We start from the raw sequence: 25447 nt of genomic DNA, 5'->3' as shown, positions 1-25447 counted from the left end.
GCGGGACACTCTCCGACGTGGGGCGATCGCTACTTCCGGATGAGCGGGGAGAGGCCTGCGGCGCGTTCGGCCGCCCCCTTGAGACCGAGCGATTCAAGCCAGTTCCCGAGCATCTGATAGCCGCCTTCGGTGAGAACGGATTCCGGATGGAACTGGACGCCGGACAGCGGCGCCGTGCGGTGCCGCAGGCCCATGATGACCCCGCTGGCCGTGCGCGCGGTGACCTCGAGCTCCTCCGGGATGGAATCCGTTTCCGCGGCCAGCGAGTGGTAGCGGGTGGCGGTGAAGGGCGACGGGACCCCGGCGAAAAGCGGGTCGTTGCCGTGCTCCACCTGTGAGGTCTTCCCGTGCATCAGTTCCGGAGCATGCGAGACGGTGCCACCGTATGCCTCCGCGAGGGCCTGATGGCCCAGGCAGACGCCCAGCATGGGCTTGGCGTTCTCCCCACACCAGGTGATCATGTCGATGCACACCCCTGCCCCGGCAGGATTGCCCGGCCCGGGCGAGACGAGGACGCCGTCCCGGCCTGCGGCCAGTTCGATGGCCTCCTGGAGGGAGACGTCGTCATTGCGGACCACGGTGGTCTCGGCTCCGAGTTCCTGGAGATAGCCCACCAGGGTGTAGACGAAGCTGTCGTAGTTGTCGATGACCAGGATTGAAGTGCTCATGGGCGTTGTGAAGAACCAATCGTCGAGTCAGTGAAGGTGGTGAACTGGACCATCCAAGGGAACAGGAATTGGACCATGAGGAAGAGAGCCACGGCCACCACGAGCAGTGACTGGACGATCTTGAGCCAGAGGGGCCCGGGCAGATGCCTGAAGATCCACGCGTACATGGGCTATCCGTTCCCGGCGTTCCGGGCGACGCGCGCCTCGATCTCCGCGGGTGGGCCGGCGCTGAGAGGCTGCCAGCTCTCCATGACGGAGTAGGCGATGATCCTCTCCTGGGATCCGAAACGGGGGTTGCAGCTGGTCATGGTCAGCAGGCGCTCCTTGGGTAGGGCCTGGGGCTGCGTGGGCACCGGGAGCAGCACGTCCACGCGATTGGGCAGAACGATCTCCGTGTTGCGGTACACATAGGTGTAGTAGCCCTGCCGCGTCTGAACGTAGATCCGGTCTCCAGGCTGCAGGAGGTGGATGTTGTCCAACACGGCTCCATGGGTCTGGCGGTGGCCGGCCATCGCCAGATTGCCGACCGCACCGGGCATGGCCGACTGGCTGTAGTGCCCGAGACCGAGGGTGTCCAGCACGTCCTGGCTGGTCCCTTCGATGAGCGGCCTCGAGTAGTCGGCTCCGAAGCGGGGAATATAGACGACGCCGATCATCTCGCCGTGGGCCGGAGCCGCTTCGACGGGCGGCGTGCCGTAGTCCTTCGGCTTTCCCGTCCCGGCCTTCGGGGCCGTCACGGGCGGCTTGATCTGCTGGGTGAAGCTCTTGACCACCTGGTCCTGGTGGTTGTCGGCGGTGACGTTGGTCCACCAGAGATCCCAGCCCACGAACAGCAGGAGGATCAGCCCGGCCGTCATGAGGAGTTCGCCGAGCACCTGGATGACTTTACGCACCCCTCGCCTCCTCCTCCGTCTGCCGATAGAACCGCACGAGGCCCTGGCTCAGGATGGTGCGGGCTACAGCGGCTACCATTGGACATCAGAACCGCTCGCGCCCCGGCGCCTGTGGCCGGTTTTCCGTGTCCTTGCAGGATATCAAGACCGCCGCATCGCCCGCCCATCCGTAATGTGAGGAGACCAATGCCTGAGTCAAAGCAGCGTCGCCGCTCGTCCCGGCCCGACACGGCGAAGAAGGAGAAGGCATACCGCCCCACTCCCACCTGGTACAAGGTGGTGATGTTCGGGCTGATGATCCTCGGGCTGCTGTGGATCATGGTCTTCTACATCACCAGCGGCCAGTGGCCGGTACCGCCCCTGGGCGGCTGGAACATCGGCGCGGGCTTCGGCCTGTTGCTGCTCGGCTTCCTGATGACCACACGCTGGCGTTCCTGAGCTGTGTCGACGCCGTGAACCCGTCACCCTCGTGGTGGCGGGTTCCTTGCGTTAATGCCGGGAACCCGGCCGTCCACAAGATCACAGCAGAGTTATCCACAGTGGGGACAAATCTGTGGGCAATGAACCCTCAGAATAGGAACGGGCCCCAGTTGCGGGTCGTGGACCCGAACTGACTTACACGCGTGTAAGTTACCCACAGTGGGGACAAGCTGTGGAAAACCGCACGACCCCGCTTCGGCAAAATCCAGAGGAGAACCTTCACGCCCCCTGGCCCAATAAGTTACTGGCGAGTAACATAGTGCCGTGGACCACATGACAGCGGACTCTCCGTACCCCCTGCTTTTCAGCCCCCTCACGGTCGATGGCGTCGTGCTGAAGAACCGCATCATCATGGGTTCCATGCACACCGGCCTCGAGGACCGGGCCAAGGACGCCCCCGAGCTCGCGGCCTTCTATGAGGAACGCGCCCGCGGAGGCGTCGGGCTCATCGTGACCGGCGGATACGCCCCGAACGTCCGCGGCTGGCTGTCCCCGCTCGGCTCCAGTCTCCGCTCCCGGCGACAGCTCCCATCGCATCGCGCCGTCACAGAGGCCGTGCACCGGCAGGGCGGGCGGATCGCCCTTCAGATCCTGCACGCGGGCCGGTACGGTCATCACCCGCTCATCGTGGCACCGTCGCGCCTCAAGGCACCCATCACGCCGTTCACGCCGCAGGCCCTGAGCACGCGGGCCGTCCGGCGGCAGATCCGGAGCTTCATCCGTTGCGCCCGTCTGGCGCGGGAAGCGGGCTACGACGGCGTCGAGATCATGGGTGGGGAGGGCTACTTCATCAATCAGTTCCTGAGCGCGTCAAGCAATCAGCGTCAGGACGAGTGGGGCGGCAGTCCCGAGCGGCGACGAAAGCTGGCGGTGGAAATCGTCTCCGGCATCCGGCGGGAGGTCGGAAAAGACTTCATGGTCATCTTCCGGCTCTCCATGGCCGATCTCGTCCCCGGCGCTCAGACACAGGAGGAGATCCTCGATCTGGCGCGCGAGCTGGAGTCAGCCGGGGCCGGGATGCTCACCACGGACATCGGCTGGCACGAGTCCCGGGTTCCCACCATCGTCACCTCCGTTCCCCGTGCAGCATTCACAGAATTCACAACATCGGTTGCGAAAGCAGTGAATATCCCGGTGGCGGCGTCCAACCGGATCAACATGCCCCGGATCGCGGAGGACATCCTTTCCGGAACCCCCATCCAGGCCGTCTCCCTGGCCCGGCCGATGCTGGCCGACCCCAGCTGGTCCGTCAAGGCGGCAGACGGCCGGGAGGACGAGATCAACACCTGCATCGGATGCAACCAGGCCTGCCTGGACCACGCCTTCTCCGGGCGCAAGGTCAGCTGCCTCGTGAACCCTCACGCCGGACGCGAACTGACCCTCACCCTCCGGCCCGCGGTCTCCAAGAAGAGGATCGCCGTCGTCGGAGCGGGGCCGGCGGGACTCGCCGCCTCCGTCACGGCCGCACGCCGCGGCCACTCCGTCACACTGTTCGAGGCAGATGAGCGGGTCGGCGGGCAGTTCGGCATCGCGCAACGCATCCCCGGCAAGGAGGAGTTCAGCGAAACCCTCCGGTACTACCGCCGTCAGCTTGAGCTGCTCGGCGTCGACGTCCGGTTGAGCACGCGCGCGACCACGGAGGAGCTGCTGTCCTTCGACGACGTCGTACTGGCCAGCGGGGTCAGGCCCCGCATCCCGGCGATCCCGGGCATCGATCATCCCAGCGTCATGAGCTACGCGGATCTGGTCCGTGGGAACCGGCCGGCCGGCGCACGGGTCGCCGTGATCGGCGCGGGCGGCATCGGCGTCGACGTGGCCGAGTTCCTCAGCCATGCGGAGTCGCCCAGCCTCGACCTGGATCTCTGGCGTCGCGAGTGGGGCGTCAGCCTCGACCCTGCGGCCCCCGGTTCACTGGCCAAGCCGGTCCACGAACCGAGCCCGCGCACGGTCTATCTCCTGCAGCGCCGGGAAGGGAAGATCGGCGCCGGTCTGGGCAAGACCAGCGGCTGGGTGCACCGGGCCTCCCTCAAAGCGAAAGGCATCGTGCAGCTGAGCGGGGTGCACTACGAACGCATCGACGACGACGGCGTCCACCTCAGCTTCGGCCCGGAGCGCCGGGAGTCCCGCGTCCTGGCCGTGGACACCGTGGTGGTCTGCGCCGGCCAGGAGTCGGTCACCGATCTCCTGGAGGATCTGCAGCAGGCCGGGCGTGCGGTGCATGTGATCGGCGGAGCGTCCTTGGCGGCCGAAGTCGATGCCAAGCGGGCCATCCGCGAGGGCACCGAGCTGGCCGCCTCCCTCTGATCCACCCGGAGGGGCGATCCTTCGTGCGCTAAGTGATTGACCGCTCTGGTTTACACACACCCTCTGCATAGAACATGACCAAGTTATCCACAGCTGTGGACACATTCTGTGGGAAACCCCCTGCATTCCCGTGGTTACGCGGAAGTAGCCTTCATGTATTCCACGGAATTCATCCCCAGACGGGTTCGAATGTGGATAACTTCTGTGGACACAGCGTCGTGACCGGTTTCCGGGAGTGGCAGCCCTGACGGAGTGTCCGCGAATCTCTGGTGAACCGGTAAAGCTCCTCGCGTCCCGCCGTCGTCGTTCCACGCATTCTGTCCACACTGCCCACAAGAGAATCCCCATAAGTTATCCACAGGAGTGGATAACTTATGGGGATTTCTCAGTGGAAGGCCTCGTGGCGGACTGGATCACCACGAACTACAGGCCTGTAACTTATTAACACTGTGGATAAGCCCTGTGGATTAGAAGGGCGCCATGCTGTCCTTCCAGACGGTGATCAGAACCAGCGCCGCCGTGACCAGGGCAAGACCGCCCCATTGCCACAAGCCGGCATTGCGGACGCGGCCCGTTCCGACCAGAACCGCGGCGCACGCGGCACCGGTCACCAGGCCTCCGAGATGTGCCTGCCAGGCGATGCCGGACACCATGAACCCGAAGGCCAGGTTGATCGCCAGGAGGACCCAGAGCTGCGTCATGGGGCCGCCGCGGCGACGCTGGACCAGCAGCATGGCTCCGAACAAACCGAAGATGGCACCCGAGGCACCGACAACGCCGACGATGGGAAGCCATGGTGTGAGCAGAAGGTAGCCGACCGAGCCACCGACCGCCGAGATCAAATAGAGGGCGAGGAAACGGGCGCGACCCAGAAGGGGTTCCAGCGCCTGGCCGAAGATCCACAGCGTGTACATGTTCAGCAGCAGGTGGAGGACGTTGCCCTGCGAGTGAAGGAATGCGGAGGTGATCATCCGCCAGGGCTCGGAGACCGCGTAGACGTTCGCGAAGGCGAACTGCTGGAAGATGTAATCGCCCGGGATCAGCCATTGCAGGGCGTAGACCACGGTGCACACCGCGATGATGCCCCAGGTGATCACTGGGCGGCCTGCCGCCACGGCTCCGCCGAAGGTCCCACGGACGCGGGGAGCGCTGGCCTGCGCCTCCCGGACGCAGTCGACGCATTGAACCCCGACGGCCGCGGGCCGCTGGCACTCCGCGCAGGCCGGGCGCTCACACCGCTGACACCTCACATAGGAGACGCGGTCAGGATGGCGAGGGCAGACCGGCACCGCGCCGGCCGCCGGGGTTCCGTAACTCATCTGCGCGTCAGAGCTGCTCGATCTCGATGCTGCTGATCACGACGTCCTCGACCGGACGGTCGCCCATGCCGGTGCGCACGCCCTCGATCGCGTCCACGACCTTCTTGGACTCGTCGTCGACGACCTCACCGAAGATGGTGTGCTTGCCCTGCAGCCAGGTGGTCGGGATCGTGGTGATGAAGAACTGGGAACCGTTGGTGCCCTGGCCCATCTGGATACCCGCATTGGCCATGGCCAGCTTGTAAGGCTCGTTGAAGTTCAGCTCGGGGTGGATCTCATCGTCGAAACGGTAGCCCGGGCCACCAACGCCACGGCCCAGCGGATCGCCGCCCTGGATCATGAATTCCTTGATGATCCGGTGGAAGATGGTGCCGTTGTAGAGCGGCGTACCGGTCTTGTCCTCGCCCGTCTCGGGGTGGGTCCACGCCTGCTCACCCGTGGCGAGACCGACGAAGTTCTTGACCGTCTTCGGAGCATGGTTGCCGAAGAGGTCGACGACGATGTCGCCGTGGTTGGTGTGAATGGTGGCCTTGGCCGTTGCGTTAGTCATGGCTCTAATTCTTCCATGCACGCCTGAGCGGGTCATGAGTGACGGCTGGGTTCCGCGAGGGGTGAAATCGTTCGCATCCCTCAGCACCGGCGCCCGGGTGCCTGCGCCCATTACGCTCCCCATGCTCGTTCCTCGCGTGGGGACCCCGCGCGTAATAGGCTGGGGATGGACACCAAGGACTGCAGGCATCTGCCGATCGTCTCAGGAAACCGACAGACTCCGCCGTCACCGTGAAGTGTTGCTGCTAGGAGGCACCATGAAGAAGACCGCCAACTCCCCGAGGGATCTGGAACAGAGCGTGACCCAGGGCATCGAGCAGGCCCGGGACTGGGCCTCCCCGCGCGTCGAGGCAGCCGTCAACTGGGCTGTGCCGCGCATCCAGCAGGGCATCGAGACCGCCTCTCCGAAGATTCAGGAAGGCCTCAAGAGCGCGGCCCACAACCTGGCCGACGGGGTCGCCACGGTCACCCCCCGGCTGCAGGAAGGCCTGGCACAGCTCGGCCCGAAGATCCACGACGCCGTCGAAGAGGCCACCCCGAAAATCCAGGAAGCGCTGGACAAGACCACTCCGGCTTTGAACACCGCCAAGGACAAGGTGGTCGAGGAATACCTTCCCCTGATCTCCGAACAGCTCGGCAAAGCATCCGTGGCCGTGCACCAGGGTCTTGAACAGGCTCCCGGACAGATCGACGCGGTAGCCCGCAAGATCGCGGATTCCCCGGTCGTCACCCAGCTCCAGGAGCAGGCGGTCGAGCTCGGTCACCAGAGCCGCAACATCGCAGGGGCTGTCGCCGACGCCGCGAGCGAAGAACTGGCCAAGCCGGCGAAGCGCAAGAAGAAGGGCCTGCTCATCGTCGCCGTGATCGGTGCGGCCGTCGCCGCCGGCGTCGCCGCCTGGAAGGCTTCCAAGCCTGTCGAGGACCCTTGGAAGGTTCCCACGGACCGGCCCCAGGGGACCCCTTCTGCTCCGTCTCCCGCAGCAGAGAAGCCCGCCACGGAGACGCCGAGCCCCGTCCCCGCCGCTGCGGCGGTCAAGCAGACCGCTGCTGAGGTGAAGGAAACCGTCACCGAGAAGGCCTCCGAGGCCAAGGACGAGGCTCAGGAGACCACCGAGCAGGTCACTGAGGCCGTCTCTGAAGCCGGGGAACGTGCCAAGACCACAGCCCGCCACGCGGCTGCACGCATCCACGAGGCCGCCCAGAAGGCGGCTGAGACCACCAAGGATGCCGCCGGAGAGGCCAAGGAAGCGGTCGCTGAGAAGGCTGAAAAGGCGAAGGACGCCGTCGACGGCGACTGATCACCGTGATGCTCTGACGCCCCGCCGGACCCCGTCCGGCGGGGCGTCTTGCTATGTTGGGAGAAGTCCAGGACATTGCGGGGCGCATCAGCCCGCCCAGGAGAACGAGGATTGAGTGAACCGGCCCACAGTGTCGATCGTGATCCCCGCCTACAACGAGGAAAGCGTCATCCGCCAATGCCTCACGGCAGCGATCTACCAGAGCTCTCCGGCCCACGAGATCATCGTGGTGGACAACAAGTCCACGGACCGGACCGCCGAGATCGTCGCCGCCATGCAGAACGAGTACCCGGAATCCCCCCTCCGGATCATCCGGCAGGACAAGGTCCAGGGTCTGATCCCCACTCGCAATGCCGGCCTGGACCACGCGACAGGTGAGGTGGTGGGGCGGATCGATGCAGACTCCGTCCTGGAGCCCGAATGGGTGGAGCAAGTGCAGCTCGCATTCCTCGACCCCGAGGTCCAGGCAGCCACGGGTCCCGTGCTCTACTACGACATGCCCTTGCGGCGCTGGGGTCAGAAAGCGGATGACCGCATGCGTCAGCTCATGCTCCGCCTCGCACGGCACGAATACCACTTCCTGTTCGGCTCCAATATGGCCCTGAGGAAAAGCGCCTGGAGGATCATCCGTGCGGAGACCTGCCTGGACGAGAAGGATGAGATGCATGAGGACATCGACCTCTCACTCCACCTGGCCGAACACAGCCTGCGAGTGCAGTACGTGCCCACCATGGTCTCCGGCATGTCCGCCCGAAGGCTGGAGGACTCACCACGGGACTACAGCTATTACGTGACGCGTTTCGACCGGACCTACAAAGCCCACAACATCCGCAAGATCGCGCTGAAGGCGCCCATGGTGGTCTTCTACTCGGTCTACTTCCCGGCCAAACTCCTACGGGCCATCCACAGTGCCACGGCGTCCGTACCGGAGCGTGGCGGGCTCTAATCCAGTGGAGCCTCACTCAAGGGCTTATGGGTTCCGCGTTGTCCCACGATCACAATGGCCAGCCCCACCAGGATGAGCGCCAGACCGGCATAGGTCCCGGCCGGCAGAACCTCATGCAGGAAGACCGCGGCGAGGACGGCGGCTCCGGGAATCTCCAAGAGCACCAGCATCGACACCACCAGCGCGCTCATATGCCCCACAAGGAAGTTCAGCGAGGTGTGGCCCAGCAACTGAGCAGCCACCGTGATCGCCAGGATCCCCAGCCAGCCGTTGAACTCGAAGCCCGTCAACGGCTGGCCCGCGAACAAGGCCAGCACCAGGACCACGAGAGCGCAGAAGCTGTAACAGACCCCCGTGTACGCCCCGGTGGTCATGCTCTCCCGGGCCTTGCTTCCCGCCAGAGTGTAGACACCGGCGAGCACCCCGCCGAGGATCGCCAGGACATCGCCCCACAGGGCCTGAGGGGAACTTCCCAGATCGAACCCGGTGATCGCCACGACACCGAGGAAGGAGACTCCCAGACCCGCCAGGACATGCCAGGAATGCCGGGTGCCACGGAAGAGCTGGATGATCGCGATCCACGCCGACTGAAGGCAGACCAGGGCAGTGGATGCGGCCACGCTGGTCAGCGCGAGCGAGTAGAAGAAACAGATGAAGTGCAGCGCCAGGGAGACTCCGGCGATCCCGCTGAACATCAGGGCACGGCGATCGATGCGGGTGAACGAGGCGGGCCTCCGCACGAGTTCCGGTGCGCCCATGACGACGGCGGCGATCGCATTGCGCCAGAAGGCAATGGCCAGTGCCCCGACGGTCGTGCCCGCCAGAGTCGCGGAGACGAGCGGACCTGAGGCCGAGACCCCGAGGATGCCCAGAGTCGCCATGAGTGCGTTCATGTTCCCGCCGTCCGCCGTCGCTGTTCCGGGAGGAAGAAACCCGGACATGACAAAAGGACCGCCATAAGACGGTCCTTCTGTTCGGTGGAGGCAAGGGGACTCGAACCCCTAACCCCCTGCTTGCAAAGCAGGTGCGCTACCAATTGCGCCATGCCCCCAGAAAGTTCCTGTTCAGGATACCCTGTCGGTTCCCTGTTGCCAGGCGCCCTTCCGGGCTTCGGATTCCCGTGCTTTCTTCACGATCACGACAGAAGCAATCGCCAGCGCGATGACCAGCACTTTCTTCATCGTAACCTCGTTGAAGTGATACACGGTTTTCCGTGGGCGTACCAGGACTTGAACCTGGGACCTCTTCGTTATCAGCGAAGCGCTCTAACCGCCTGAGCTATACGCCCCCACGTCCGTAACGGGTTATCCCCGAACGGGCCGAGATAAAACTGTACCAGCACCTCTCACGCGTTTCCAAATCGACTCAGGGCCCCGTGAGAACGGGACCCTGAGGGGAAAAGGAGCCGGAGATCAGTCGTCCGTGAGGGTCACTCCGACGCCACCGACCAGGGTCGCGGCGAGGTTGTACAGAACGGCTGAAAGAGTCGAAATCGCGGTCAGCAGGACCACGTTGACCACCGCGATGATGGTGGAGAAGGAGACCACCTGGCCGAGGGAGGCCACCTTCCGCAGATCGAAGCCGCCGCTTTCGCTGCCCGCGACGTCGCCTACCAGCTTGTTCACCTGGTTGAAGATGCCCGTGAGGTCCAGCACCGTCCAGAGCACCAGGGCCGCGACCACGGTCACGATGCCCAAGGCCACGGAGAGCAGGAAGGACATCTTCAGCACGGACCACGGATCCACCTTGCTGATCATGAGCTTCGCGCGGCGAACCTTCGCCTTCGGCGCCGGCTTCACCAGCCCGGCCGCAGCGGCAGGCTTCTGACCGGCAGGTGCCTGAGCCGTACGGGCCTGAGGCTGCGGGGCTGCTGAAACCTTCGGTGAGGTGGGACGCGATGCCGGTGCCGCGGCGGGCTGGGCCGGAGTGGGCTGAGCCGAGGACGGAGCCGACTTCGTCGGCGCAGACTGCGGACGCGGCTGCTGCTGCGGCGCGGGGAACGGCGAAGCTACGGGACGCGAGGCGGGGGTGTCGCTGCCCGACGATCCGTTGGATGGGTTCCTGGACCCCTCACCCTCGGGGGTGGGACGGCTCTCAAAAGGGCTCGGGTTCGAGGAGCTCACGCGTTACCTCCACTGGTGTCAATGCTGTGCGGAGCATCCGTGCCGGACTCGTCCGTCACGTTCTCCTGGGCGGTGGCGGAGCCGGTGGCCCCGCCGTCGTTCTCACTCAACGTTACGTCATCACCCTCGGAGCCGTCTGAATCCTCATCGGATTCCTCGGCCTCCAGGCCGCGTTCGGTATTGCGCGCGACGCCGATGATGCGATCGTTCTTGTCCGGCTTGGCGAAGATGACCCCCATGGTGTCGCGGCCCTTCGCGGGCACGCCCTCCACCGAGGAACGAACCACCTTGCCGCCCTCCATCACCACGAGCACCTCGTCGCCTTCACCGACGATCAGGGCGCCGACCAGGTCACCGCGTTCTTCGGCGAGCTTGGCCACCTTGATGCCCAGACCGCCACGGTTCTGCAGTCGGTACTCCTCGGCGGCGGTCCGCTTCGCGTAGCCGCCTTCGGTGACGATGAAGACGAAGGAGTCCTCGGTGACGACGTCGGCCGCGAGCAGTTCGTCCGCTTCACGGAACTTCATGCCCGTGACGCCCGAGGTGGCGCGGCCCATGGGACGCAGTGCCTCGTCGTCGGCGGTGAAGCGGATCGACTGTCCCTTGCGGGAGACCAGGATCAGATCGTCCGTCTCGCTCACGAGCTGCGCAGAGACGACCTCGTCGCCGTCGCGCAGGTTGATGGCGATGACGCCCGCACTGCGGTTGGTGTCGTAGTCCTCCAGGCGGGTCTTCTTCACCAGGCCGCCCTTGGTGGCCAGCACCAGGTACGGCGCCTGCTGGTAATCGCGCAGATCCAGGACCTGGGCGATGTGCTCATCGGGCTGGAAGGCGAGCAGGTTCGCCACGTGCTGGCCCTTCGCATCGCGGCCCGCCTCGGCGAGCTCATACGCCTTGGCCCGGTAGACGCGACCCAGGTTGGTGAAGAACAGAAGCCAATGGTGCGTCGTGGTGACGAAGAAGTGCTCGACGACGTCGTCGCCCCGCAGCTGGGCACCCTTGATGCCCTTGCCGCCGCGCTGCTGCGAGCGGTAGTTGTCGCTGCGGGTGCGCTTGACGTAGCCACCCCGGGTGATCGTGATGACCACTTCTTCCTCGGGGATGAGGTCCTCGATCGACATGTCGCCATCGAAACCGCGCACGATCTGGGTACGGCGGTCGTCACCGTATTTCTCGGCGATGCCCGCGAGTTCCTCGGAGATGATCTCCCGCTGCCGGTCCTCGGAGGCGATGATCGACTTGTATTCGGCGATCAGTGCTTCGAGTTCCGCATGACGGTCCTGGATCTTCTGACGCTCCAGGGCAGCGAGGCGACGCAGCTGCATGTCGAGGATTGCACGGGCCTGGAGCTCATCGATCTCGAGCAGTTCCATGAGGCCTTCACGTGCGGCCTCCGTGGTGCTGGACGCACGGATGAGGGCGATGACCTCATCCAACATGTCCAGTGCCTTGAGCAGGGCACGCAGGATGTGCGCTTCCTCCTCTGCACGGCGCAGACGGTACCGGGTCCGGCGGGCGATGACATCCATCTGGTGCGTCACCCAGTGCCGGATGAACGCATCGAGGCTCAGCGTGCGCGGCACGCCGTCCACGATCGCCAGCATGTTGGCGGAGAAGTTCTCCTGCAGCTGAGTGTGCTTGTACAGGTTGTTCAGGACCACCTTGGCCACGGCATCACGCTTGAGCACGATCACCAGGCGCTGGCCGGTACGGCCGGAGGTCTCATCACGCAGATCGGCGATGCCCTGGATCTTGCCGTCCTTGACCAGCTCGGCGATCTTCACGGCCAGGTTGTCCGGGTTGGCCTGGTAGGGGAGCTCGGTGACCACCAGGCAGGTGCGTCCCTGGATCTCCTCCACGTTGACCACGGCACGCATGGTGATGGAACCGCGACCGGTACGGTAGGCGTCTTCGATGCCCTTGTGACCGAGGATGGTGGCCCCGGTGGGGAAATCCGGGCCCTTGATGCGCAGGAGCAGCTCCTCCAGGAGCTCTTCGCGCGTCGCCTCGGGATTCTGCAGGTACCACTGCACGCCGTCCGCGACCTCGCGAAGGTTGTGCGGCGGGATGTTGGTGGCCATGCCGACGGCGATGCCGGAGGAGCCGTTGACCAGCAGGTTCGGGAAACGCGCCGGCAGGATCGTCGGCTCCTGGCTCTTGCCGTCGTAGTTGTCCTGGAAGTCGACGGTCTCCTCGTCGATGTCCCGGACCATCTCCATGGCGAGCTGGGCCATCTTGGTCTCGGTGTAACGAGGGGCGGCCGCACCGTCGTTGCCAGGGGAGCCGAAGTTGCCCTGGCCGAGCGCGAGCGGGTACCGCATCGTCCAGTCCTGGATGAGGCGCACCAGGGCGTCGTAGATCGCGGTGTCGCCGTGCGGGTGGTACTGGCCCATGACCTCGCCCACCACGCGCGCGCACTTGCTGAACGACTTCTCCGGGCGGTAACCGCCGTCGTACATCGCGTAGATGACGCGGCGGTGCACGGGCTTGAGACCGTCACGGACGTCCGGCAGCGCTCGGCCCACGATCACGGCCATCGCGTAGTCCAGGTAGGAGCGCTGCATCTCGGTCTGCAGATCGACCTGCTCGACGCGGTCCACCAAGGTGCCTTCCAACACCTCGCCAAGGGTGTTCATGCCGGGGACTTCAGGGGTTTCGTCACTCATCGTTCCGTCTTTCGTTTCACGTTGATCGGTTCCGGATCAGGCGTACGACGGCGGCTCTCGGCCGCCGTCGTGAGCGCTAGATGTCCAGGAACCTGACGTCCTTGGCGTTCTGCTGGATGAAGTTACGGCGGGATTCGACATCCTCGCCCATCAGGACCGAGAAGATCTGGTCCGCGGCGAGGGCGTCATCCATGGTGACCTGCAGCAAGGTCCGGTGGTCCGGGTCCATGGTGGTGTCCCAGAGTTCGGTGTAGTCCATCTCGCCCAGACCCTTGTACCGCTGGATGCCGTTGTCCTTGGGCAGGCGCTTGTTCTCCGCCTGTCCACGGACCAGCGCGGCATCACGCTCGGCATCGCTGTAGACGTAGTCATGCGCGGAGTTGGACCACTTGATGCGGTACAACGGCGGCTGGGCCAGATACACGTGGCCGTGCTCGATGAGCGGCCGCATGAAGCGGAACAGCAGGGTCATGAGCAGCGTCGTGATGTGCTGACCGTCCACATCGGCATCGGCCATGAGCACGATCTTGTGATAGCGGAGCTTGGACATGTCGAAGTCCTCGCCGATGCCCGTGCCGAACGCGGTGATCATGGACTGCACCTCGGCATTGCCCAGGGCCTTGTCCAGGCGGGCACGCTCGACGTTCAGGATCTTTCCGCGCAGTGGCAGGATCGCCTGGGTCTCCGGGTTCCGGCCACGCTTGGCGGAACCACCGGCGGAGTCACCCTCCACGATGTACACCTCGCAGCGCGAGGGGTCCTTGGAAGAGCAGTCGGAAAGCTTGCCCGGCATGCCGAACGATTCCAGCGGGCTCTTGCGGCGGGCGTTGTCGCGGGCCTTACGCGCGGCCATGCGGGCCTGAGCGGCGTTGATGGCCTTGCGGATGATGTCCCTGGCCGGACCCGGGTTGCGCTCCATCCAGTCGCCGAGCTGATCAGTGACTGCACGCTGAACGAAGCCCTTGGCCTCGGAGTTGCCCAGCTTCGTCTTGGTCTGGCCCTCGAACTGCGGTTCGGAGAGCTTGACGGAGATGACGGCGGTCAGGCCCTCACGGATGTCGTCACCGGTGAGGTTGTCATCCTTCTCCTTGATGATCTTGTTTTCCCGCGCATAGCGGTTCATCAAGGTGGTCAGCGCCGCACGGAAGCCCTCCTCGTGGGTGCCGCCTTCGTGCGTGTTGATCGTGTTCGCGTAAGTGTGCACGCTCTCCGAGTACGCGGTGGTCCACTGCATCGCCATTTCGAGGGCGATGTTCTTCTCGGTGTCCTCGGTCTCGAAAGAGATCACGTCCGGGTGGACCAGCTCGATCTTCTTGCTCTTGTTGAGATGGACGACGTAGTCGAGCAGACCGTTGTCGTACTGGTAGACGACCGTACGCGGCCCGGTCTCGGATTCCTCGTCCTCGTGAAGATTGTCCAGATCCAGGTCTTCATCCGGCACCACTGCTTCGCGTTCATCCGTCAGGGTGATCCGCAGTCCCTTGTTGAGGAAGGCCATCTGCTGGAATCGTGCGCGGAGCGTCTCGAAGTCGAAGTGGGTCGTTTCGAAGATCGCCGGGTCCGGGTAGAAGGTCTGAGTGGTGCCCGTCTCCTCGGTCTCTTCGCCTTCGATGAGCGGGCCGGTCGGCTTGCCTCCGTCGGCGAAGGACATCCGCCAAGCGTGCCCCTGCCTGCGGACCTCGGTGTTGACCCGGGTGGAAAGGGCGTTCACCACGGAGATGCCGACGCCGTGCAGACCGCCGGAGACCGCGTAACCGCCTCCGCCGAACTTACCGCCGGCGTGCAGGATGGTCATGACCACTTCGACCGTCGGTTTGCCTTCGGTCGGGTGGATGTCCACGGGGATGCCGCGGCCGTCGTCGACGACGCGCACGCCGCCGTCGGCCTGCAGCGTCACCTCGATGTGGCTGCAGAAGCCCGCCAGGGCCTCGTCGACCGAGTTGTCCACCACCTCGTACACCAGGTGGTGCAGACCGCGGGGGCCCGTGGAACCGATGTACATGCCGGGCCGTTTCCGGACCGCCTCGAGGCCTTCGAGGACTGTGATGTCACTCGCCCCGTACTCACGGGGTTCAGCAGCTTCGTTTTCGGCGTTCTCAATGGCCACAGGCGTGTCTTTCCTTCGGTGCTCTCGCGGTACCGTCTTCACGGCGTTTGCCGGGGCAAGGCCATGAAGCGCTGACGTGTGTGGTGTTCAACCCCTGCATCCAGGACGTCCCGAACAGGGGTCATGACATGGAAGGAGCGCCGTATCCGTCACGAAGCGGCGCTCTGCTCCCCGGCCATTCTACCCGTTTTTCTCGCATGATTCGCGTTTCTGAGGGCCTCAGAGGAAATAAAAACACCTCTGACCGGCGAGTAATGGCCTCCTCACGCCTCCCAGAGACCGCCACCTGAACCCGGATACGGTTTGCGGGCCTTCCAGAGCTCCTGGAGGCAGTGGCGGCCTCAGCCGTAAGTGTCACGTGGCCCGCGGCCGGGGACGCTCCTCGGACCCTTCTTCCAGGACGGGGCGCTCGGGCCGTGGATCTCGATCACGGTCACGATGCCAGGTCCCAGCTGGGTCCGGAACTTCTCCAGATACATGGGGCGCAAGAGCCTCAGGTTCGCAGCCCACGTGGTGGAATCGCAGCGCACGGTCAGAGTCGTCCCCGAGAATCCGGTGGCCTGGCAGTGCGCTGCCACTTCAGGACCCACGAAGGATGCCCACTGGCTGACCACGGAACCGACGGCGACGGGCGAGGACCAGCCCCGGTCCGCCACGAAACGGCCCATGATCGCGCCCACGCCCTGAGGATCCCTGCCTGAACCGAAGCGTTCCCGGCCGGGCCGGGGCCGCTTGCGGGCCTGGCGGCCCCCTTCGAGGGAACCCGTCGTGCCCTTGCTCCGGATCTCACCGCGCAACTCGGCGGCCCGGCGGACACGGCTCAGAGCATCGCGCGCGGCGTCCGGCCCGTCCTCGGCTGACGGTTCCCCGGGGGATGAGTCCTTCCGCTCAGCCGCCATCGCCCTCTCCCAGCTGGACTGTCCCCGGCAGGACACGGACACGTGCACCGTGCAGCTCTGGCGGGACATCGCCGTCGACGGCCGCCGTCACCAGAACCTGTTCGGCCCCCGCGACGATCGTGGCCAAGCGCGCCCGGCGCTGGGCGTCGAGCTCCGCGAAGACGTCGTCGAGGATCAGGATCGGCGCCTGCGTTCCGCTGAGGTCGTCATCCAGCAGCACGTAGTACGCCGCCAGTCTGAGTGCCAGGGCGAGGGACCAGGTTTCGCCGTGCGAGGCGAAACCCTTCGCTGGTGCCTGCCCCAGAAACAAGTCGAGTTCCTCGCGGTGCGGGCCCACGAGAGTCAGCCCTCGGTCGGCTTCCTGCTGGCGCAGCTCTCGTAATGCCTCGACGTAACGCTCGGAAAGCTCACCCGCGGACAGCCCGGCGAGAAGCTCCGCATCGTCGTTTTCGGCCGGCGCGGGCACCCCCTCGACGATGGGGCGGAGCAGGGTGGAACGATACTGCGCCCGGGCGATCTTGGAACCGTCCGTCAGTGAGGCATACGCGGTGTCGATGTGGGGTTGCAATCTGCGGACCAGGCCCAGCCGGGCATGGAGCAGTTCCGCTCCCGTTCCCGCCAGATGATGATCCCAGACGTCCAGGGTCGCTTCCTGCGCGGAGGACAACCTGCCCCCACGGGCCGATTTCAGCAAAGCGTTGCGCTGCTTCAGCACCCTGTCGTAGTCCGCCCGGGTTCCGGCATGACGAGGTTCCAAGGTGACGAGCAGCTCGTCCAGGAAGCGCCGTCGCACGGCCGGTTCACCTTTGACCAGCGCCAGATCCTCCGGTGCGAACAGCACCGAGCGGAGCAATCCGAGGATCTCCCGCGCCCGTACCGCGTTACCGCGGTTGATGCGCGCCCGGTTGGGCCGGGAGGCGTTCAGCTCCAGCTCGATGCTGGCCTGTTGCTCACCGCGCACCATCCTGGCCCGGACGAACGCCTGTTCCGTCCCGAAACGCAGAAGCGGCTGGTCCGTGGAGACCCGGTGGGACCCAAGGGTCGAAAGGTAGCCGATGGCCTCCATGACGTTGGTCTTGCCGACGCCGTTGGAACCCACCAGAACTGTGACCCCGGGTTCCAGCGGGAGTTCCAGCTGGGCATAGCTGCGGAAATCCGTCAGGGAAAGGTGCGCCAGGTACACGCGGGAGGACTACTGTGCCGTGTCGGCGCCGGATTGCTTGACCGCGTGGCCGCCGAACTGGTTGCGGAGCGCTGCCACCATCTTCATGGCAGGCGAGTCCTCCTGACGGGATACGAAACGGGCGAAGAGCGCGGCCGTGATGGCGGGCGCCGGAACGGAGTTGGCGATGGCCTCCTCCACGGTCCAGCGGCCTTCACCGGAGTCGTCCGCCCAACCGGCGATCTTCTCCAGGCCCGGATCCTCTTCGAGGGCGTTGACGGCGAGGTCCAGCAGCCAGGAGCGCACCACGGTGCCCTTCTGCCAGGCACGGAAGGTCCCGGTCACATCCTTGATGATGTCCTTGGCCGCGAGCAGTTCGTAGCCTTCGGCGTAAGCCTGCATGAGGCCGTACTCGATGCCGTTGTGAACCATCTTGGCGTAGTGGCCGGAGCCGACGTCGCCGACGTGGACGAAGCTGTCTTCGCGCGGGCCTTCCGGACGGAGGGCGTCGAAGACCGGCATGACGGATTCGACGTCGTCGGGCGCGCCGCCGACCATCAGTCCATAGCCGTTCTGCAGGCCCCAGACGCCACCGGATACGCCGCAGTCGACGAAGCGGATGCCCTTTTCGGCCAACAGTGCAGCGTGCTTCTGGTCTTCGGTGAAGCGGGAATTTCCGCCATCGATCACCAGATCACCCTCGCTGAGCTTGTCCCCGAGTTCGCGGACCAGAGCGTCGGTGGGATCCCCGGCAGGAACCATGACCCAGACCACGCGTGGCGTGGGGAGGGCCGTCAGGAGCTCATCAACGCTTGCGACGTCGGTCTTCTCCGGGTTGCGATCGAAGCCGGTGACGGTCAGACCGCCGTCACGCAGACGCTGCCGCATGTTGAAACCCATTTTGCCGAGACCGATCAGACCGATGTGCATGGTGTGTCCACTTCTCTCTTCCACTCACTTGTGGCTACTGGTTCACTTGTGGGCTGAGCGCCGCCTGATGGGCCGGAGAGGATCACCCTCCGGCTTGTCGGTCAGCGGTGACCGGTCCGTCTCAGTTGGGGAGACGGACTGGCATCACCAGGTAGCGGTAGTCATCGGAATCCTCACCATCGAGGTCTGCCTGAGCCGTCAGCATCGCCGGCTTCGGGGCGGAGGTGAATGAGAAGCGCACGAATTTTGTTTCGATGACGCTCAGGCCCTCGATCAGATAGCCCGGGTTGAAGGCAACGGTGATCTCCTCGCCTTCCAGCCGGGCTTCCAGTTCCTCGGAGGCCTGGGCATCTTCACCGGTACCGGCGTCGAGGCTGACCTGTCCGTCGGTGAAGGCGAGTCGGACCGGGGTGTTCCGCTCAGCGACGAGCGAGACACGACGAACGGCTTCGACCAGTTCCGAGGTGCTGACCACGGCATGGATGGCCGTGGTGTCGGGGAAGAGTGAGCGGATCTTGGGATAGTCACCGTCGACCAGGAGCGAGGTGGTGGCCCGTCCGGCGCTTTCGAAAGCGATGAGACGGGAATCATCCTGGGTGATGGCCAGCTTCAGCTCGCCACTGCCCGCCAGTGTCTTGGCCACCTCGTTGAGGGTCTTTGCTTTGACCAGTGCGGACAGCGATTGTCCTGGGGTCGACGGAGCCCACGGGATCTCCTTCATGGCCAGCCGGTAGCGGTCTGTAGCGAGGAAGGTGATGAGGTCGTCCTCGAACTCGAGGCGGACGCCGGTGAGGATCGGGAGTGTGTCGTCCTTGCTCGCAGCGATGATGACCTGGCTGACAGCCTGAGCGAACGAAGCACCGTCCACGATCCCACTGCTGTCCGGCAGAACCGGCAGCGCGGGGTATTCGCTTTCGGGCATTGTCGCCAGATGGAACGAGCTTCTGCGGCAGCTGAGGGTGACTTTGGACCCGTCGGTCTCGATGTCCACGGGAGCCGAGGGCAGGCTGCGGCAGATGTCTGCGAGCAGTCGGCCCGATACGAGGATCGTGCCTTCTTCGCGGATCTCAGCCGGGATCTCCAGACGTGCCGAGGTCTCGTAGTCGAAACTCGAAAGGCTCAAGGTTCCGTGCTCGGCCTTCAGGAGGAGGCCAGAGAGAACCGGTACGGGAGGCCGGGGGGAGAGTGAGCGTGCAGTCCAGCTCACTGCCTCGGCGAGAACGTCCCGTTCAACTCTGAACTTCACGGAAGGGTGCCGCCTTTCATGTACGGGAGCTCGATGCGCCCAGCTTAGTCGGATTCAGCTTGCAAGAATACCCGGCCCGGAGGCCTAGGACGTCATGCGCTCCTCCTGGAGCGCTCTTGGACGGTCTGGGGTGCCGGGTGCTCGGAGGCGGAACGGAACTTGTTATCTGGCGAAAGCCATTTTTTGGGATTCGTAGTGTTAATAACTGCTGTGGATTCTGTGGATAACCCGATCTGGCCGCGTCGCTCCGGTCTTTTGGGCTGTTGACGCGTTGTGGGTGTTAATGCTCACAAGCTGGGACGGCCTGTGGGTGAAGAAATCGGGCTCCGGTGCTGTTCCACAGGAGCACCGAGGGTTTTAAGGGCATGCAGCGGGTTTCTCCACTTAACTGTCCCCAGCTTTATCCACAGGGCTCTCTTAAGTTAAGTAAGGAGTGGGTTTTTCAGGCCTCGCGTTGCTGCTGCTTGATCTTGTTCGTCAGCTCCGTGACCTGGTTGAAGATCTGACGGCGTTCGCTCATGAGTTCGCGGATCTTGCGATCGGCGTGCATCACCGTGGTGTGGTCCCGTCCGCCGATCTCCTGGCCGATCTTCGGCAGCGACATGTCGGTCAACTCCCGGCAGAGGTACATCGCGATCTGACGGGCGGTCACCAGGGTGCGGGTGCGGGACTTGCTGCAGAGTTCTTCGAGCGAGAGCTTGAAGTAGTCGGCGGTGGCGTCGAGGATCTGGGACGCGGTGATCTCCTGGGCGCCCTCATCCGTGATCAGGTCCTTGAGCACCATCTCGGCCAAGGCGACGTCCACGGGCTGACGGTTCAGGCTGGCGAACGCGGTGACGCGGATCAGGGCACCCTCGAGCTCGCGGATGTTGCTCGAGATGCGGGATGCAATGTACTCGAGAGCCTCGTCGGGAGCCGAGAGTCCCTCGCTGAGAGCCTTCTTGCGGAGAATCGCGATCCGGGTCTCGAGTTCCGGCGGCTGGATGTCGGTGAGTAGACCCCACTCGAAGCGGGACTTCAGACGGTCTTCGAAGCCGTCGAGTGCCTTGGGAGGCTGATCACTGGTGATGACCACCTGCTTGTTGTTCTGGTGCAGGGCGTTGAAGGTGTGGAAGAACTCCTCCATCGTGGCGTCCTTGCCGGCCAGGAACTGGATGTCGTCGATCAGCAGGACGTCGACGTTCCGGTACATCTGCTTGAAGCTGGTGCCCTCGTCGTCGCGGATCGAGTTGATGAAGTCGTTGGTGAACTCCTCGGAATTCACGTAGCGGACCCGGATTCCGCTGTACAGGCGTCGCGCGTAGTGGCCGATCGCGTGCAGCAGGTGGGTCTTGCCCAGACCGGAGTCGCCGTAGATGAACAGCGGGTTGTACGCCTTGGCCGGCGCCTCGGCCACCGCGACGGCGGCGGCGTGCGCGAAGCGGTTCGACTGGCCGATCACGAAGGTGTCGAAGAGGTACTTCGGATTGAGCCGGCCGAACTCCTGCGAATTGCTCGGCGGCGCCGGCTGCGGACGCACCTCGTTGGACGGCAGTTCCTCGTCCTCGTCGAGGACCAGCGGGGCCTGCATGGGGGAAGCCGCTTGCGGGACGGGAGAGAGATTGGTGTCCACGTCGATGGCGCAGCGGATCTCGTCGGAGAAGACTTCACGCAGGGCGATGTCCAGGGCTTCCTTGACCTGGTTGATGAGCACATCGCGGGTCATCTCGTTCGGGACGGCCACCAGAAGCGTGGACCCGACCAGACCCTGTGCTTGGGCGAGGGAGACGAAAGCGCGCTGACGCGGGGAGACCCGGGGATCCCGTTCGAGCAGATGGACCACCTGCCGCCAAGGACCGCCGACCGTGTCTGCGAGATTGCTCTCGTCCATACTCACCATGACTTTCCTGATCTAGGGATCCTCGACGACGCCGCACGCCCACTGTGGTGAACGGCACTTTTCCACAGTGTTATGCACAGACGGTGGAAAACGGCTACTGGGACACTGTAGACGATCAAAAATCCAGAAGATAGCCAGCATCGGGCCTGTGGATAATTACACGGATGTTGTTCCCAGGCGCCGTGTGGCATGGGACTCATCCACAGTTTCCACATGGCTTTGTCCACTGCCCTGTGGAAGGGCGCGGCCGGATGGCGGATTTGACGCTCGCGTTGAATCTGCCCTAACGTTGACTAGTCCCCTGTGTCCTCACAGGGACGCCGCCTACATCCTGGCGCGGACATGGCATCAGCCGTTCACCGTTCGTTCCTGTAGGCATTGCACACTTAGCGTCGGCCTCTGCTTCCCCGCGATTCCAGGTATGGCGCGAACCGTCGAACAACTGGAGCAACTACCGTGAGCAAGCGGACTTTTCAGCCGAATAACCGCCGTCGTGCCAAGAAGCACGGCTTCCGTCTTCGTATGCGTACCCGTGCCGGCCGCGCCATCCTGGCAGCACGCCGTGGCAAGGGCCGCACTGAGCTCTCGGCGTAAAGCCGACTAGTCGACCGGGCCAGGTCTGGCGCACGGTGCTACCTGCACGTAACCGCCTGCGGCTCCCCGCCGACTTCTCCACCACGCTTCGTTCCGGTGTCCGCGTTGGGCGCCGGAACTTAGTTCTATCTGCACACCTTTCGGATCCCGCCCGCCCGAGCCGCATGGGTTTCATCGTCTCCAAGGCCGTGGGGAACGCTGTGGCCCGCAACCTCGTTAAGCGAAGGTTGAGGGAGATCGGTGCCCGCCTCTTCGAGGAGGAACCGGCAGGATTCGACGTCGTGGTGCGCGCGCTGCCCGCTGCGGCGGAAGCGGAGTGGGAGGAACTGGTGGCGGAAACGGAACAGGCGTTCGCAGTGGCTCGTCGCCGTTTGGCGAGCCGCTCTTCAGAGCGCCGTCCTTCATCCACTGCGGGGGAAACGATCCGTCGGAGTGGTGAGGCATCCGCATGAGCGTTCTGACCGCCGTCGGCCGCGCCGTCTGGGATCTTCCGCGGAATGCGCTGATCGTGCTGCTCAAGCTCTACCGTCTTGCGGTCTCTCCTCTGTACGGGCAGGTCTGTCGTTACTTCCCGAGTTGCTCGGCTTACGCCTTGGAGTCCGTCACGGTGCACGGCGCAGTGAAAGGCAGCTTCCTGGCGGCCCGGAGGCTTGTGCACTGTCATCCTTGGAGCGAGGGCGGTCTTGACCCCGTCCCGGGTGGCGGGCGCCATTGGCCTGAGGACCGGGTCCCGCGAATCGTCATGCTGAACCACCCGCACGACTATCTCCCACCGGAGGACGGCGAGCAGCCGTCCGGCCCCACGACCACTGAAGAAGAGCGCCGCTCAGCGGCCTGATTGAGGGACACATCATGGACATCTTTGGGGCGATACTGACGCCTTTCAAATGGCTGGTCAGCGTTGTCATGCTGGGCTTCCACGAAGCCTTCACCTTCCTCGGCCTGCCGAGCAGTTCCGGCTGGACGTGGACGCTGTCCATCATCGGCCTGGTGATCGTGATCCGTGGAGCGCTGATCCCGGTGTTCGTCAAGCAGATCCGTGCCCAGCGCGGCATGCAGCTCCTGCAGCCCGATCTGAAGAAGCTCCAGACGAAGTACAAGGGCAAGACCGATCAGCTTTCCCGCCAGGCCATGGCGCAGGAACAGATGGCGTTGTACAAGAAGCACGGGACCAACCCGTTCTCGGCCTGTCTGCCGATGCTGATCCAGATGCCGTTCTTCTTCTCCCTCTTCCAGGTGCTCTCCGGCATCTCCCAGGCCAAGGAGAAGGGCGAGGGCATCGCCGCCCTGAGCCACCAGCAGGTGGTGGAATTCGATCAGTCCTCGATCTTCGGCGCCCCGCTCTCCGCGTCCTTGCTGCACGGTGGTGGCGGCGACAGCCAGGTCACCGTCTGGGTTCTCTCGATCATCATGATCCTGGCGATGACGGCCTCGCAGTTCATCACCCAGAAGCAGATCATGGCCAAGAACATGTCCGACGAGGCCATGGCGAGCCCGTTCATGCGTCAGCAGAAGATGCTTCTGTACATCCTGCCGGTGGTGTTCGGCGTCGGTGGCATCAACTTCCCCATCGGCGTCCTGATCTACTGGACCGTCTCCAATCTGTGGACCATGGGCCAGCAGTTCTACGTCATCCGTCGCATGCCCACCCCGGGTTCCCCTGCTGCCCGTGAGCTGAACGATCGCCGCAAGGCCAAGGGCCTGGCACCGATCGATGTCACGACCGGCAAGAAGATGACCGAAGAGCAGATCGAGGCCGCTGAGCCCGAAAAGCCCAAGGGGCAGCAGCGTGTCCAGCCGAGCCGTAAGAACAACCGGAAGAAGAACAAGAAGTGAGCGTAGAGACGCCTGCGGAGGAGAGCACCGTGACCAGCGAGACGACGTCCGCCCCGAGCCGCCTCGAGGAGGAGGGCGACGTCGCGGCCGACTACCTGGAGGAACTGCTCGACATCGCTGACATCGACGGCGACATCGACATCGAGGTCCGCAACGGCCGCACCTACATCTCCATCGAGGCCGATGGTGACGATCAGGGCCTCGAAAGCCTGGTGGGCCAGGACGGTGAGGTCCTGGAGGCGCTGCAGGAACTCGCTCGTCTCGCCGTGCTGTCGGCCACGGACATCCGGTCACGTCTCGTACTGGACATCAACGGCTACCGCCGCCGTCGCGCGGTGGAGTTGGCCGGCATCGCCCAGGACGCGGTGGACCGGGTGAAGAACGACGGCGGTTCGGTCGCCCTGGCTCCGATGGGTGCGTACGAGCGCAAGATCGTGCATGACGCGGTCGCCGAACTGGGCCTCATCAGTGAGTCTGAAGGCGAAGGGCCGCGACGCCACGTCGTGGTCAGCGCCAGCTGAACCGATGACCCGCCCGGATCCTGTTGGACCGGGCGGGTCGCTTTTTGATGGAGGCTCACAGGTCTCCGCGCATCAGGGACCGGAAGAAGGAGAGCAAGGCATGTCCCCCACCCAGGACGAGACGGTGAACGACGGATCCGGTACGGCAGAAGGCTTGGAGACGCCTCCTGTGCTGAGCGGCAGGGAACTGCAGGCCGCGGAGCAGATCTTCGGTACCCGGCTGGGGCTTGCGGAGCGCTACGTGGGGCATCTCGCCACTTCCGGCATCGAGCGTGGGCTTCTGGGCCCCCGTGAGGTCCCGCGTCTCTGGAGCCGGCACGTGCTCAACTGCGCGGTGATCGAATCCTGCATTCCGCAGGCCGCGACCGTCGCCGATGTCGGGTCCGGTGCGGGCCTTCCAGGGCTCTGCCTGGCGATCGCACGTCCCGATCTCTCTCTCACGCTCATCGAGCCCCTGGAACGGCGTTGCATCTGGCTGCAGGAGGTCGTGGACGACCTCGGCCTGGATAACGTGACCGTGTGGCGAGGCCGAGCCGAAGCCGCGGTCGGGCTCACCGATTTCTCCGTGGTGACGGCACGGGCCGTGAGTGCCCTGGACAAGCTGGCCCGATTGACTCTTCCTCTCCTTCAGGGGAACGGCGAGCTCGTGGCCATCAAGGGACGCAGCGCGCAGGACGAGATCGAGAACGCACAGAAGGTTCTGAAGAAGCTGCGAGCCGTAGAGACGGAAATTCTGAGTTGCGGCGATGAACTGCTGGAGGAGCCGACGACGGTGGTACGGGTGACCGTGCGTCGTTGAGCTGGACGTTGCTCATCACGACCCTGTACGGGTCTGTGGCGCTCTGTGTGGGGCGGTCTGGTGTGTGACCCTGAGGGCTCAAGGGTGTAGCGGTTAGGCTAGAAGTCGGTCAGCGATTGTCAGGAGAAAGAGTTATGTCCCGTGAGTGAGCGTGAGAGCACCGTCCACCGGATCCCTCCCTTCGTGCAGCTGGGATCGGCGCGCTCCACGGATTCCTCCTCAGCATCG

The 25447-nt window shown here is 64.6% G+C and carries 25 protein-coding genes and 2 tRNA genes; 10 read left to right on the top strand and 17 right to left on the bottom strand.

All coding sequences use genetic code 11. The annotated features are described in order from the left end of the window. Positions 1 to 29: 29 nt before the first annotated feature. The 3 genes from ACIPXZ_RS06895 to ACIPXZ_RS06885 are packed head-to-tail and all read right to left on the bottom strand — an operon-like array spanning position 30 to position 1588. Positions 30 to 668: an aminodeoxychorismate/anthranilate synthase component II gene (locus tag ACIPXZ_RS06895; protein ID WP_400591623.1), complete on the bottom strand. Its 639-nt coding sequence runs from the start codon at positions 666 to 668 to the stop codon at positions 30 to 32. Next, positions 665 to 835: a hypothetical protein gene (locus ACIPXZ_RS06890; protein WP_400591621.1), complete on the bottom strand. Its 171-nt coding sequence runs from the start codon at positions 833 to 835 to the stop codon at positions 665 to 667. Before ACIPXZ_RS06890 ends, ACIPXZ_RS06895 begins: the two co-directional genes overlap by 4 nt. 3 nt (positions 836 to 838) lie before the next feature. Continuing rightward, positions 839 to 1588 carry a class E sortase gene (locus tag ACIPXZ_RS06885; RefSeq protein WP_400591965.1) on the bottom strand — a complete coding sequence of 250 codons (750 nt, stop codon included), beginning with the start codon at positions 1586 to 1588 and terminating at the stop codon, positions 839 to 841. A 159-nt stretch (positions 1589 to 1747) separates the two neighbouring features. Here ACIPXZ_RS06885 and ACIPXZ_RS06880 point away from each other — a divergent pair, with 159 nt between their 5' ends. Both ACIPXZ_RS06880 and ACIPXZ_RS06875 read left to right on the top strand, forming a co-directional pair. Beyond that, positions 1748 to 1999, top strand: coding sequence for a cell division protein CrgA (locus ACIPXZ_RS06880; protein WP_400591620.1), 252 nt, complete (start codon positions 1748 to 1750; stop codon positions 1997 to 1999). Positions 2000 to 2314: 315 nt separating this feature from the next. Further along, positions 2315 to 4345, top strand: coding sequence for an FAD-dependent oxidoreductase (locus tag ACIPXZ_RS06875; protein ID WP_400591962.1), 2031 nt, complete (start codon positions 2315 to 2317; stop codon positions 4343 to 4345). 467 nt (positions 4346 to 4812) lie between these two features. Here the strand turns inward: ACIPXZ_RS06875 and ACIPXZ_RS06870 are convergent, their stop codons facing one another. Together ACIPXZ_RS06870 and ACIPXZ_RS06865 are read right to left on the bottom strand one after the other, a co-directional pair. Then, the gene (locus ACIPXZ_RS06870; protein ID WP_400591618.1) at positions 4813 to 5664 is read right to left on the bottom strand and encodes a rhomboid family intramembrane serine protease; all 852 of its coding nucleotides are present in this window, start codon (positions 5662 to 5664) and stop codon (positions 4813 to 4815) included. Between the two features lie 7 nt (positions 5665 to 5671). Beyond that, positions 5672 to 6214 (bottom strand): peptidylprolyl isomerase, encoded by a 543-nt coding sequence (locus ACIPXZ_RS06865; RefSeq protein ID WP_400591616.1) that lies wholly within the window; start codon positions 6212 to 6214, stop codon positions 5672 to 5674. 256 nt (positions 6215 to 6470) lie between these two features. Here ACIPXZ_RS06865 and ACIPXZ_RS06860 point away from each other — a divergent pair, with 256 nt between their 5' ends. Further along, positions 6471 to 7511 (top strand): hypothetical protein, encoded by a 1041-nt coding sequence (locus ACIPXZ_RS06860; RefSeq protein WP_400591615.1) that lies wholly within the window; start codon positions 6471 to 6473, stop codon positions 7509 to 7511. 115 nt (positions 7512 to 7626) lie between these two features. Next, complete coding sequence (locus ACIPXZ_RS06855; protein ID WP_400591614.1) at positions 7627 to 8457, top strand: glycosyltransferase; 831 nt, start codon at positions 7627 to 7629, stop codon at positions 8455 to 8457. On the opposite strand, the gene ACIPXZ_RS06850 is transcribed toward ACIPXZ_RS06855, so the two are convergent. The 12 genes from ACIPXZ_RS06850 to dnaA all read right to left on the bottom strand — a co-directional run bounded on the left by ACIPXZ_RS06850 (position 8454) and on the right by dnaA (position 21466). Then, the gene (locus ACIPXZ_RS06850) at positions 8454 to 9350 is read right to left on the bottom strand and encodes a DMT family transporter (protein WP_400591613.1); all 897 of its coding nucleotides are present in this window, start codon (positions 9348 to 9350) and stop codon (positions 8454 to 8456) included. The two genes, ACIPXZ_RS06855 and ACIPXZ_RS06850, sit on opposite strands and share 4 nt — an antisense overlap. 85 nt (positions 9351 to 9435) lie before the next feature. Next, positions 9436 to 9508 (bottom strand) — tRNA-Ala (locus tag ACIPXZ_RS06845). A 13-nt stretch (positions 9509 to 9521) separates the two neighbouring features. Continuing rightward, the gene (locus ACIPXZ_RS06840) at positions 9522 to 9638 is read right to left on the bottom strand and encodes a DLW-39 family protein (RefSeq protein ID WP_400591611.1); all 117 of its coding nucleotides are present in this window, start codon (positions 9636 to 9638) and stop codon (positions 9522 to 9524) included. Positions 9639 to 9671: 33 nt separating this feature from the next. Then, positions 9672 to 9745 (bottom strand) — tRNA-Ile (locus ACIPXZ_RS06835). A 124-nt stretch (positions 9746 to 9869) separates the two neighbouring features. After that, on the bottom strand, positions 9870 to 10580 hold the full coding sequence (locus ACIPXZ_RS06830) for a DUF3566 domain-containing protein (RefSeq protein ID WP_400591610.1): 711 nt from the start codon (positions 10578 to 10580) through the stop codon (positions 9870 to 9872). After that, positions 10577 to 13246, bottom strand: a complete 2670-nt coding sequence (gene gyrA / locus ACIPXZ_RS06825) for a DNA gyrase subunit A (protein WP_400591608.1) — start codon at positions 13244 to 13246, stop codon at positions 10577 to 10579. Before gyrA ends, ACIPXZ_RS06830 begins: the two co-directional genes overlap by 4 nt. 76 nt (positions 13247 to 13322) lie before the next feature. Next, the gene (gene gyrB / locus ACIPXZ_RS06820) at positions 13323 to 15347 is read right to left on the bottom strand and encodes a DNA topoisomerase (ATP-hydrolyzing) subunit B (protein ID WP_400591959.1); all 2025 of its coding nucleotides are present in this window, start codon (positions 15345 to 15347) and stop codon (positions 13323 to 13325) included. 347 nt (positions 15348 to 15694) lie between these two features. Continuing rightward, positions 15695 to 16252 carry a DUF721 domain-containing protein gene (locus ACIPXZ_RS06815; RefSeq protein ID WP_400591606.1) on the bottom strand — a complete coding sequence of 186 codons (558 nt, stop codon included), beginning with the start codon at positions 16250 to 16252 and terminating at the stop codon, positions 15695 to 15697. Continuing rightward, positions 16242 to 17435, bottom strand: coding sequence for a DNA replication/repair protein RecF (recF, locus tag ACIPXZ_RS06810; protein ID WP_400591604.1), 1194 nt, complete (start codon positions 17433 to 17435; stop codon positions 16242 to 16244). The genes ACIPXZ_RS06815 and recF overlap by 11 nt, the downstream gene beginning before the upstream one ends. A gap of 9 nt (positions 17436 to 17444) precedes the next feature. Beyond that, complete coding sequence (gene gnd, locus ACIPXZ_RS06805) at positions 17445 to 18344, bottom strand: phosphogluconate dehydrogenase (NAD(+)-dependent, decarboxylating) (protein WP_400591602.1); 900 nt, start codon at positions 18342 to 18344, stop codon at positions 17445 to 17447. Between the two features lie 121 nt (positions 18345 to 18465). Beyond that, a complete protein-coding gene (dnaN, locus tag ACIPXZ_RS06800) occupies positions 18466 to 19590 on the bottom strand; it encodes a DNA polymerase III subunit beta (protein WP_400591600.1) in 1125 nt (374 codons plus the stop codon). A 442-nt stretch (positions 19591 to 20032) separates the two neighbouring features. Then, positions 20033 to 21466, bottom strand: a complete 1434-nt coding sequence (gene dnaA / locus ACIPXZ_RS06795; RefSeq protein WP_400591957.1) for a chromosomal replication initiator protein DnaA — start codon at positions 21464 to 21466, stop codon at positions 20033 to 20035. A gap of 459 nt (positions 21467 to 21925) precedes the next feature. On the opposite strand from dnaA, the gene rpmH reads away from it, so the two are divergent. From rpmH to rsmG, 6 genes are all read left to right on the top strand, one after another. Then, on the top strand, positions 21926 to 22063 hold the full coding sequence (gene rpmH / locus ACIPXZ_RS06790) for a 50S ribosomal protein L34 (protein ID WP_003800212.1): 138 nt from the start codon (positions 21926 to 21928) through the stop codon (positions 22061 to 22063). Positions 22064 to 22098: 35 nt separating this feature from the next. After that, positions 22099 to 22515, top strand: a complete 417-nt coding sequence (gene rnpA / locus ACIPXZ_RS06785) for a ribonuclease P protein component (protein ID WP_400591598.1) — start codon at positions 22099 to 22101, stop codon at positions 22513 to 22515. Beyond that, positions 22512 to 22901 (top strand): membrane protein insertion efficiency factor YidD, encoded by a 390-nt coding sequence (gene yidD / locus ACIPXZ_RS06780; RefSeq protein ID WP_400591597.1) that lies wholly within the window; start codon positions 22512 to 22514, stop codon positions 22899 to 22901. Before rnpA ends, yidD begins: the two co-directional genes overlap by 4 nt. A 14-nt stretch (positions 22902 to 22915) precedes the next feature. After that, complete coding sequence (yidC, locus tag ACIPXZ_RS06775; protein ID WP_400591595.1) at positions 22916 to 23899, top strand: membrane protein insertase YidC; 984 nt, start codon at positions 22916 to 22918, stop codon at positions 23897 to 23899. After that, the gene (locus ACIPXZ_RS06770) at positions 23896 to 24420 is read left to right on the top strand and encodes a protein jag (protein ID WP_400591593.1); all 525 of its coding nucleotides are present in this window, start codon (positions 23896 to 23898) and stop codon (positions 24418 to 24420) included. The genes yidC and ACIPXZ_RS06770 overlap by 4 nt, the downstream gene beginning before the upstream one ends. A 154-nt stretch (positions 24421 to 24574) precedes the next feature. Further along, positions 24575 to 25219 (top strand): 16S rRNA (guanine(527)-N(7))-methyltransferase RsmG, encoded by a 645-nt coding sequence (rsmG, locus tag ACIPXZ_RS06765; RefSeq protein ID WP_400591955.1) that lies wholly within the window; start codon positions 24575 to 24577, stop codon positions 25217 to 25219. The last annotated feature ends 228 nt before the right edge of the window (positions 25220 to 25447 follow it).

Origin of the sequence: Arthrobacter sp. NPDC090010 (assembly GCF_044748305.1) — a bacterium.
In the GTDB taxonomy this organism is placed as follows: Bacteria; Actinomycetota; Actinomycetes; order Actinomycetales; family Micrococcaceae; genus Arthrobacter_E.
This window is presented reverse-complemented; position numbering and strand designations above follow the sequence as displayed.

Excerpts from the sequence above, each read along its gene's own strand:
- ACIPXZ_RS06870 (WP_400591618.1), bottom strand. The coding sequence starts at position 5,664 with ATGAGTTACGGAACCCCGGCGGCCGGCGCGGTGCCGGTCTGCCCTCGC.
- yidD (WP_400591597.1), top strand. The coding sequence starts at position 22,512 with ATGAGCGTTCTGACCGCCGTCGGCCGCGCCGTCTGGGATCTTCCGCGG.
- ACIPXZ_RS06880 (WP_400591620.1), top strand. The coding sequence starts at position 1,748 with ATGCCTGAGTCAAAGCAGCGTCGCCGCTCGTCCCGGCCCGACACGGCG.
- ACIPXZ_RS06840 (WP_400591611.1), bottom strand. The coding sequence starts at position 9,638 with ATGAAGAAAGTGCTGGTCATCGCGCTGGCGATTGCTTCTGTCGTGATC.
- ACIPXZ_RS06895 (WP_400591623.1), bottom strand. The coding sequence starts at position 668 with ATGAGCACTTCAATCCTGGTCATCGACAACTACGACAGCTTCGTCTAC.
- ACIPXZ_RS06815 (WP_400591606.1), bottom strand. The coding sequence starts at position 16,252 with ATGGCGGCTGAGCGGAAGGACTCATCCCCCGGGGAACCGTCAGCCGAG.
- ACIPXZ_RS06890 (WP_400591621.1), bottom strand. The coding sequence starts at position 835 with ATGTACGCGTGGATCTTCAGGCATCTGCCCGGGCCCCTCTGGCTCAAG.
- gyrA (WP_400591608.1), bottom strand. The coding sequence starts at position 13,246 with ATGAGTGACGAAACCCCTGAAGTCCCCGGCATGAACACCCTTGGCGAG.
- ACIPXZ_RS06875 (WP_400591962.1), top strand. The coding sequence starts at position 2,315 with ATGACAGCGGACTCTCCGTACCCCCTGCTTTTCAGCCCCCTCACGGTC.
- ACIPXZ_RS06865 (WP_400591616.1), bottom strand. The coding sequence starts at position 6,214 with ATGACTAACGCAACGGCCAAGGCCACCATTCACACCAACCACGGCGAC.
- ACIPXZ_RS06860 (WP_400591615.1), top strand. The coding sequence starts at position 6,471 with ATGAAGAAGACCGCCAACTCCCCGAGGGATCTGGAACAGAGCGTGACC.
- yidC (WP_400591595.1), top strand. The coding sequence starts at position 22,916 with ATGGACATCTTTGGGGCGATACTGACGCCTTTCAAATGGCTGGTCAGC.
- ACIPXZ_RS06850 (WP_400591613.1), bottom strand. The coding sequence starts at position 9,350 with ATGAACGCACTCATGGCGACTCTGGGCATCCTCGGGGTCTCGGCCTCA.
- gnd (WP_400591602.1), bottom strand. The coding sequence starts at position 18,344 with ATGCACATCGGTCTGATCGGTCTCGGCAAAATGGGTTTCAACATGCGG.